The sequence below is a fragment of the Reyranella sp. genome, from assembly GCF_050185545.1.
GTDB lineage: Bacteria > Pseudomonadota > Alphaproteobacteria > Reyranellales > Reyranellaceae > Reyranella.
In genome coordinates this window covers 16,615-17,859 of the sequence record NZ_JBFWZI010000121.1, presented here as the reverse complement: position 1 = coordinate 17,859, position 1,245 = coordinate 16,615, and the positions used below count along the sequence as shown (strand labels likewise).

The 1,245-nt window shown below is 69.3% G+C and carries 2 protein-coding genes; both read right to left on the bottom strand.

Annotation, left to right across the window (positions count from 1 at the left end; translation table 11 throughout):
* Positions 1-280: substrate-binding domain-containing protein (locus AB7O82_RS25825; protein WP_428554511.1), on the bottom strand; the 280-nt coding region annotated here is incomplete at its 3' end.
* Positions 277-1,245, bottom strand: coding sequence for a tripartite tricarboxylate transporter substrate binding protein (locus AB7O82_RS25820; protein WP_428554508.1), 969 nt, complete (start codon positions 1,243-1,245; stop codon positions 277-279). The genes AB7O82_RS25825 and AB7O82_RS25820, both read right to left, overlap by 4 nt.

Genomic DNA, 1,245 nt, shown 5'->3' with positions numbered 1-1,245 from the left:
GCGCGGGATCGCCCGCGCGCACCGCGACGGCGGTCTCGACGACACCGATGTCGCGTACCGACCCTGCAGCGACGTGGCCGCCGCGAGCCAGCCCGTCGATCAGCGCGCGACTGAGGATCACGAGATCGGCCGGCTCGCCGGCGAGCAGGCGGTCGCGCATCGCGCCGACCGCCCCGAACGTGCCGTCGATCGTACAGCCGCTTGCCGTTTCGAACTCCGGCCGCAGCGCCTCGACCAGCCCCTGCGCGGCGCCGCCACTCAGCACCCGCAGGAATTTCATTGCACCTTGATGCCGGCCTGCTGGATCACCTTGGCCCACTTCTCGATGTCGCGTCGCAGATAGGCGTCGAACTCCGCCGGCGTCATGGTCATCGGGACGGCACCCTGCTTGGCCCAGGCTTCGCGGATTGCAGGCCTGGCGATGATCTTGCCGACCTCGGCATTGAGGCGGTCGATGACCTCGGCGGGCGTGCCCTTGGGCGCCATGATGCCGAGCCAGATCGTCGCCTGATAGCCCGGCACGCCGGCTTCGCTCACCGTCGGCACGTCGGGCAGGACGGCGGAGCGTCGGTCGCCGGTGGTCGCCAACGCCCGCACCTGGCCCGCCTCGACATTGCCCTTCATCGCGGTGACGGCGTCGAACATCATCTGGACATGGCCGCCCATGACGGCGTTGCGGGCCTCGCCGCTGCCCTTGTGCGGCACATGCAGGATGTCGGTGCCGCTCATGGCTTTGAACAGCTCGCCGGCCATGTGGTAGGGCGTGCCCGGTCCGGACGAGGCATAGGAGAGCTTGCCGGGCTCGGCCTTGGCGAGCGCGATGAACTCCGCCAGCGTCCTGGCCTTCACCGACGGATGCACAACCATCACGAGGTCCGAGGAGTTCACCGGCGTCACCGCCGTGAGGTCGCGCATCAGCGCATAGGGCTTGTTGGCGAGCAGTGTCTCGTTGGTGGTGTGCGTGTTCGACATCACCAGCAGCGTGTAGCCGTCGGGCGGCGCCTTTGCGACGATATCGCTGCCGATCACCGCGCCGGCGCCGGGCTTGTTGTCGATGACGAACTGCTGCTTCAGCGCGTCGGACAGTGCCTGCCCGAGGATTCGGCCATAGACGTCGGCCGGGCCGCCCGGGCCGAACGGCACCACGATCCTGACCGGCTTGCCGGGCCATGCCTGGGCTGCCGCCGGCATCGCCGCCGCCGCGGTGCCGGCGACCAACAGACTGCGTCTTGCGATCCTGCGCAT

Bases quoted from the DNA above. Each gene is read 5' to 3' on its own strand.
- AB7O82_RS25820 (WP_428554508.1), bottom strand. From the start codon at position 1,245: ATGCGCAGGATCGCAAGACGCAGTCTGTTGGTCGCCGGCACCGCGGCG.